The following is a 6,597-nucleotide window of genomic DNA, read 5'->3' on the forward strand; positions in this document are numbered from 1 at the left end:
CCCCAACCGAGCGACCCCAACTGACTGATCAGCAGATTAACCATCCGCACTGACAACGCTCGGGCCAGGGGGGCGGTTACGCAACCGGAGCTGCGACGGAAAGGCCGGACGGGCAGCCGGAGAGCCACTGGTGTGACGCCAGCCGGACGCCGGAGGTCCGCCGGCGGTGGCGTCAGCAGGCTGCAAGGGGTCTGTCGGGGGTGGTATCAGCAGGCTGCCCGGGGGGGGTCAGCAGGCGCCGACCCACTCCTCGGTGCCGTCCGAGAACTTCTGGTGCTTCCAGATGGGCACTTCGTGCTTGAGGTCGTCGATCAGCTTCCTGCAGGCCTCGAAGGCCTCCCCGCGGTGCGGACACGACACGCCGACGACGACGGCGAGATCCCCGACCCTGAGGTCCCCCACACGGTGGACCGCGGCGAGCGCCCGCACCGGGTACTCGGCGACGACCTTCTCGGCGATCCGCCGCATCTCGGCCTCGGCACTGGGATGGCAGGAATAGCCGAGCTCGTCGACATCGACACCCCCGTCGTGGTTGCGCACCGTTCCCACGAAGAGCGCGGTACCACCGGCGGCGTCGTCCCCGACGGCCCTGAAGACCTCGTCCATGGAGAGCGCCGTCTCCCGGATGGCGATCAGCTTGATGGGATCGTCGGCGGCGTGCTCGCCGGGGTGATCGTTGGTGGGTGCCATGGCTCCATCGTGCCGCACGCGCGCGACCGCGCGGAATAGCGTCATCGCCCGGTACGCGCGCGGGCCGGTTTGGAGCCTCCTACAGACCGACCGGGCGGGCGCCCCGCCGCCCCGCGCCCCTCCGGCGCTGTGAGCGATCCCACCCCACCGCGCCGGAGCACACCCTCAGATCCGCCGCCGCGCCTTGCGGGCCCGCCGCACGACGGCAGCCGCACCCAGCAGGGCGACCGTCGCCCCCGCGGCCCCCGCCGCGGTCGCGTCCTTGCGCCCCAGCCGCCGCCCGGCCACCGTGTGCCGCCCGGCGACCTCCTCCAGGAGTTCTGCGAGCACCTCCTCGTTGGTCCACCTCGGCCGCCACCCCGCGTCGTGCAGCCTGCTGCCGCTCACCACCCAGGGGTACATCGTGTACGCCAGATCCCCGGCCGGGGACGGGGTGAGCCCGATGCGGTGCAGCCGGGCCGCCGCGCCCAGCGCCACCGCCGAGGGCAGCTCCATCCGCCGGATCCCGCTGAGCTCCTCCACCTCCTCCTGCTCCAGCCATCCGTCGCAGCCGACGGCCAGCTCACCGTCGACCTTCTCCAGCACGGCGTACTCCAGCGCACCGCACAGGTCCTCGACGTGGCAGAACTGCCATGCGGGCCGCGAACCGGCCACGACCAGCAACCGCGGTGACTCGAAGTACCTGGTCAGTGCGGTGTCGGTGCCGCCGACCAACACTGCGGGGCGGGCCACCGTGACGTTCAGCCCGGGGTGCGCCCGCGGCGCGCGGCGCGCCAGCCGTTCGACCTCCAGCAGGTCCCCGACGCCGGTCGCCTCGGCGGTCGCCCGCAGCTCCGCGTCCTCCGACAGCGGCAGCTCGTTGTCGGGCAGCGCGCCGTACACCATGGCGGACGTGCACAGCACGACCCGGTGCACACCGGCCGCCGCGGCGGCGGTCAGCACGGTCTGTGTCCCCCGGACGTTGTAGGCCGTACGGGCGGCGGGGTCGGTCTCCAGGTCGAGGTCGAGCGCCAGGTGCACCACGACGTCGGCACCGCGCAGCTTGTCGGCGATCGCCGGATCCCGTACGTCGAGGATGTGCCACTGCGCCGCCGCGCACTCCCCACGGCGCTCGTCGATGGCGATGACCTGCCCGACCTCGTCGGACGCGGCCAGCCGCTCCGTGAGCAGCGCGCCGACGCCGCTCGCGGCTCCGGTGACCGCGACGACGGGCCCGCGCACGGCGGGGGTGCTTTCAGGGTTTCGCGCTGCGCGAACCTGTGGATCTGGGGAACTCACCGGGCGTCTCCAGCGGTTGTCTTCCATACGGGCGCGAATGACGCGTACGTACCAGGTGGCTCCATCCTGCCGCAGCCGATCTGTCGGCGAAGCACCGAGGCCCGATGCGTCCGCGGTGTCTACGCTGGGTGGTGTTGTCGGGCAGCCGCGCCGCCGGAGAAACCGGTGGCCTTACCAGCCGAGGAACCCCGTGAGTGACACCCCATTCGGATTCGGCCTTCCGCCGGAGGAGCCGGACGACGGCGACGAGGGCAAGAAGAAGGACCAGCAGAGCGGTGGTGGGCAGGGACCGGCCAACCCGTTCGGTTTCGGGCTGCCCGGAGCCGGAGGCCTTGGCGGGCCCGGCGCCGAGAATCCGCTCGCAGCGATGTTCGGTTCACTGAACCCCACCGACCTGGGCGCCGCGTTCCAGCAGCTCGGCCAGATGCTCTCCTACGAGGGCGGCCCGGTGAACTGGGACATGGCCAAGCAGATCGCCCGCCAGACGGTCGCCCAGGGCACATCGGACGGCACGAAGGACGCGAGCGTCGGCCCCGCCGAGCGCACCGCCGTGCAGGAGGCCGTCCGCCTGGCCGACCTGTGGCTGGACGACGTGACGTCCCTGCCGTCCGGCGCCGCCTCCGCGGTGGCGTGGTCCCGGGCGGAGTGGGTCGAGGCGACCCTGCCCGCCTGGCAGGAGCTCGTCGATCCGGTCGCCGAGCGCGTCGGCACCGCCATGGGCGATGTGCTGCCCGAGGAGATGCAGGCCATGGCTGGCCCGCTGATCGGCATGATGCGCTCCATGGGCGGCGCCATGTTCGGCACGCAGATCGGCCAGGCCGTCGGCGTGCTGGCCGGTGAGGTCGTCGGCTCCACCGACATCGGCCTGCCGCTCGGCCCGGCCGGGAAGGCCGCGCTGCTTCCGCTGAACATCGAGAAGTTCGGCAAGGACCTGGGCGTGGCGCAGGACGAGGTGCGGCTGTATCTCGCCCTGCGCGAGGCCGCCCACCAGCGTCTGTTCGCGCACGTGCCGTGGCTGCGCTCGCACCTGTTCGGCGCGGTCGACGGGTACGCGCGCGGGATCAAGGTGGACACCGCCAAGCTGGAGGACGTGGTCGGCCAGTTCGACCCGCAGAACCCCGAGCAGCTCCAGGACGCCCTCCAGCAGGGCATGTTCCAGCCGGAGGACACCCCGGAGCAGAAGGCGGCCCTGGCCCGTCTGGAGACCGCTCTGGCACTCGTCGAGGGCTGGGTGGACGCGGTGGTGCACGCGGCCGCGAAGCCCCGTCTGTCGTCCGCGGACGCGCTGCGCGAGACGCTGCGCCGCCGCCGGGCCTCGGGCGGCCCGGCCGAGCAGACGTTCGCCACGCTGATCGGCCTGGAGCTGCGTCCTCGCCGCCTGCGTGACGCCTCCCGTCTGTGGGCCTCGCTCACCGACGCGCGCGGGGTGGAGGGCCGCGACGGCCTGTGGGCCCACCCGGACATGCTGCCGACGGCCGCCGACCTGGACGACCCCGACGGCTTCGTGCACCGTGAGCAGCTGGACTTCTCCGAGCTGGACAAGATGCTCGGCGAGGCCGCGAACGGCTCCGGGCCGAAGCCCGACCTGCGCAAGCGGGACGAGGGCGACCAGAAGGAAGGCGACGGCAAGGACGACGACGCCGAGTGAGCCTCCACGACGACGCGGTCCTCGTGCTGAAGGGGTACGAGGCCCAGGAAGAGCTGCGCCAGGCCTACCTGGACCATCTCGCCGCACACCCGGACGGCATGTGGAAGGCCTGCAAGGACGGGCACATCACGGCGAGCGCGTTGGTGGTCGACCCGGAGCGCGACCGCGTTCTGCTGACCCTCCACAAGAAGTTGCGGATGTGGCTCCAGATGGGCGGTCACTGCGAGCCGGTCGACGCCGCGCTGGCGGTTGCCGCGCTGCGCGAGGCCACCGAGGAGTCGGGCATCGAGGGGCTGGCGCTGCTGCCCGGCGGTCCGGTGCGCCTGGACCGGCACCACACCCCGTGCGCCTGGCACCTGGACGTCCAGTACGCCGCCGTCGCCCCGCCCGGGGCGGTGGAGGCCATCAGCGACGAGTCCCTCGACCTGCGCTGGTTCGCCTACGACGAGGTGCCGGACGTGGCGGACGAGTCGGTCGTGCGCCTGGCGGAGGCGACGCGCGCCAGGCTCTGAAGGTGCGAGACGCCGGCGCCGGTGGTGAAGAACGATGTAAGGGGTGACCGCCCGGGCGGTCACCCCTTACGCGTGCTCAGCCGGCCGCCGGCGCCCCGCCGGCGACGACCGCGCTCAGCTCCAGACGTTGCCCTGGTTCTGTCCCCGCGCCCCCTGCTGTCCCATGCCGAACTGCGCGGCGAGGCCCTGCCCGATCACCGCGTTCTGCGGCGGCAGCAGCTCGCTGGGCTGGACGAGCGCGTAACCGCTGCCCATGAAGCTGAGCTCCCAGCCCTCGCCGGTGCTGCCGCGCCGCCGCCACACCCCCGAGGAGTGCGTCTGGGCCTGCATCTGCACCCGCAGACCGGTGGACCAGGCGACGATCGCGTCGGCGTCGCAGTTGACGTACTTGTCGGGCGTCACCTGCATCATCAGCGGAGCACCGGAGGTCATCAGGGCGACCTTGCCGCGGCCGGTGATGTTCAGCTGGTACTTCCCGGAGCCGGAGATGCCGTACATGCTGTCGACGGCGATGACCTCGTGGTGCAGCGAGGAGTCCATCGCCAGCACATAGCTGCTGTCGACCGTCAGACCGTCCTGCTCGACGTCCATGACGTGGACGTACTGGGCGAGGTTGGCCAGGTAGACCGTGCCCTGCCCGTGGCAGCGCATCAGGTCCAGGCCCTCACCGGTGTAGGCACGCGCGCGTGCGTGGTTGTTGCTCTGGTACTCGGCGTCGAACTCGACGAGGCCCTGGTAGGCGACCATGGTGCCCTTGCGGGCGAGGATGTCGTCGTGGCCCTCCAGGGTGACGCGCAGCATCTGCTTGTTCTGCAGGCTCCAGCGCTCCTGGGTCTGGGCGTCGTTGAACGCGAAAAGCGGGCTCTGCATGTCCTCTGTCTTCCCCTCAGCCCCGGATCCGGAGGCGGTCGGTGCTGTCCTCGCTGGGCTGCACGACGACGATGCCCTGGCCGGAGAAGGCCATCTGGTAGGCCTCGCCGCTGCCCCGGCCGATCAGGGACTGCGCCTTGAAGCTGCGCTTGCCCTTCACCTTCAGGTTCGGGGACCAGGCGACGAGCGCGTCCGGGTCGACGTAGGTCTCGTCCTCGCCGCTGCCGCAGTCGACGACGATCGGCTTGCCCCGGGAGGTCAGCGCGACCCAGCCCTGTCCGGAGATCTTCGTGTTCCACAGGCCCTGCCCGGCGAACTTCGCCAGGCCCTTGACCCGCTCGACGCCCCACTGGAGGTTCGCGTCGAAGGCCAGCAGATTGGTGGCGTTCACCGAGATCGCGTCGCCGCCCAGGTTGATGACGACGACGTCGGCGCCGTAGTCGGCGAGGTAGAGCAGGCCGTCGCCGGAGCACTTCATCAGGGGCGCGCCCTCGGCGGTGATCCAGTCGCGGGCGATCTGGCGCACGGCCGGCGGATTGGGCTCGTACTGGATGAAGCCTTCGTAGGCGACCATCGACCCCACGCGCGCGAGGAGGTCGTTCCCGGTCTGCATGGCGACCTTGAGCATGTGACTGCCGTGGTTCTCCATGCGGGCGGTGACGGGTGCGGGGGCGTAGCCCGCGAGCGGCTGGTTCATGACGGGCTCCCTCTAGACCTCGTAGGGCTGGACGACGACGAAGTTGCCGGGTGCGCCCCGGAACTGCAGGTTGACGCCCTCTCCGGTGTGGCCCGGGTAGGCGTTGCGGCGCATGCGCACCTGGCTGGAGACGATCACCTGCGCGGCGGCGGACCAGGCGACGACGGCGTTGGAGTCGACGAACGTCGTCGGCGTCACGGGCAGCACGACTGGCGTGCCGTGCGTCTTGACGACGACGGTGCCGGTGCCCTGGAACTGCATCGTGAACAGGGCACCTCCGGGGATGCCGTGTCCCTCGATGCGGCGGACCTCGTACTGGAGGCTCTCGTCGAAGGCGAGGACGTTCTCCGCGGAGACGCAGATCGCGTCGCCCTGGAGTTCGACGGGGTGCAGGTGCGTGGAGTTCTCGGCGAGGAACACCTGGCCCTGACCCGTGCAGCGCATCAGCTGCATCTCCTGGCCGGTGGCGTTGCCCACGATGCGGCCGGCGAAGCCGGCGCCCTTGTAGCTGAAGTCGACCTTGCCCTGGTAGAGCACCATGCTGCCCTGGCGGGCCAGCACGGGCTGGCCTCCCATGCCGAGGTCGACCCGGATCAGCTTGCTGCTCTGCGGCGTCCAGCGCTGGCCGGTCGGGGTCTCCTTGAACTGCTGCAGCGCGGCGGAGACGCCGGCGCCCTGGAGAGCTCCGTAGGACCCGGGTGCCATCTGGCCCGGGGCCTGTCCGTACGGCTGCCGGCCGTAGCCCGGGGGCGGGGTCGGCTGGCCGTATCCGGGAGGCGGGGTGGGCTGTCCGTATCCGGGTGGCGGTGCCGGGGCCTGCGGCGCCGGGGGCTGGGCGTAGCCGGGGGGTGCGCTCGCGGTCTGGTGGCCGTACGGCGGCTGATGGCCCGGCTGCCCATAGG

General features: G+C 71.7%; 7 protein-coding genes. 2 read left to right on the forward strand and 5 right to left on the reverse strand.

Annotation, left to right across the window (positions count from 1 at the left end; translation table 11 throughout):
* Window positions 1-228: 228 nt before the first annotated feature.
* Window positions 229-690: a molybdenum cofactor biosynthesis protein MoaE gene (locus BZY54_RS16835; RefSeq protein ID WP_086726009.1), complete on the reverse strand. Its 462-nt coding sequence runs from the start codon at window positions 688-690 to the stop codon at window positions 229-231.
* A gap of 165 nt (window positions 691-855) precedes the next feature.
* Window positions 856-1,968 carry an SDR family oxidoreductase gene (locus tag BZY54_RS16840; protein ID WP_086726015.1) on the reverse strand — a complete coding sequence of 371 codons (1,113 nt, stop codon included), beginning with the start codon at window positions 1,966-1,968 and terminating at the stop codon, window positions 856-858.
* A 190-nt stretch (window positions 1,969-2,158) separates the two neighbouring features.
* Between BZY54_RS16840 and BZY54_RS16845 the strand changes: the two genes are divergently transcribed.
* On the forward strand, window positions 2,159-3,616 hold the full coding sequence (locus BZY54_RS16845) for a zinc-dependent metalloprotease (protein ID WP_086726010.1): 1,458 nt from the start codon (window positions 2,159-2,161) through the stop codon (window positions 3,614-3,616).
* Entirely contained in the window at window positions 3,613-4,128 is a 516-nt protein-coding gene (locus tag BZY54_RS16850) for an NUDIX hydrolase (RefSeq protein WP_086726011.1), read from the forward strand. The genes BZY54_RS16845 and BZY54_RS16850 overlap by 4 nt, the downstream gene beginning before the upstream one ends.
* 114 nt (window positions 4,129-4,242) lie before the next feature.
* On the opposite strand, the gene BZY54_RS16855 is transcribed toward BZY54_RS16850, so the two are convergent.
* The 3 genes from BZY54_RS16855 to BZY54_RS16865 form a co-directional block, all read right to left on the reverse strand.
* Window positions 4,243-4,998, reverse strand: coding sequence for an AIM24 family protein (locus BZY54_RS16855; protein ID WP_086726012.1), 756 nt, complete (start codon window positions 4,996-4,998; stop codon window positions 4,243-4,245).
* Window positions 4,999-5,014: 16 nt separating this feature from the next.
* Window positions 5,015-5,695, reverse strand: a complete 681-nt coding sequence (locus BZY54_RS16860; RefSeq protein WP_086726013.1) for an AIM24 family protein — start codon at window positions 5,693-5,695, stop codon at window positions 5,015-5,017.
* Window positions 5,696-5,707: 12 nt separating this feature from the next.
* On the reverse strand, window positions 5,708-6,597 hold an 890-nt coding region (locus BZY54_RS16865), incomplete at its 5' end, for an AIM24 family protein (RefSeq protein ID WP_143668068.1).

Origin of the sequence: Streptomyces carpinensis (assembly GCF_002154505.1) — a bacterium.
In the GTDB taxonomy this organism is placed as follows: Bacteria; Actinomycetota; Actinomycetes; order Streptomycetales; family Streptomycetaceae; genus Streptomyces; species Streptomyces carpinensis.

Bases quoted from the DNA above. Each gene is read 5' to 3' on its own strand.
- BZY54_RS16835 (WP_086726009.1), bottom strand. From the start codon at position 690: ATGGCACCCACCAACGATCACCCCGGCGAGCACGCCGCCGACGATCCC.
- BZY54_RS16855 (WP_086726012.1), bottom strand. From the start codon at position 4,998: ATGCAGAGCCCGCTTTTCGCGTTCAACGACGCCCAGACCCAGGAGCGC.
- BZY54_RS16860 (WP_086726013.1), bottom strand. From the start codon at position 5,695: ATGAACCAGCCGCTCGCGGGCTACGCCCCCGCACCCGTCACCGCCCGC.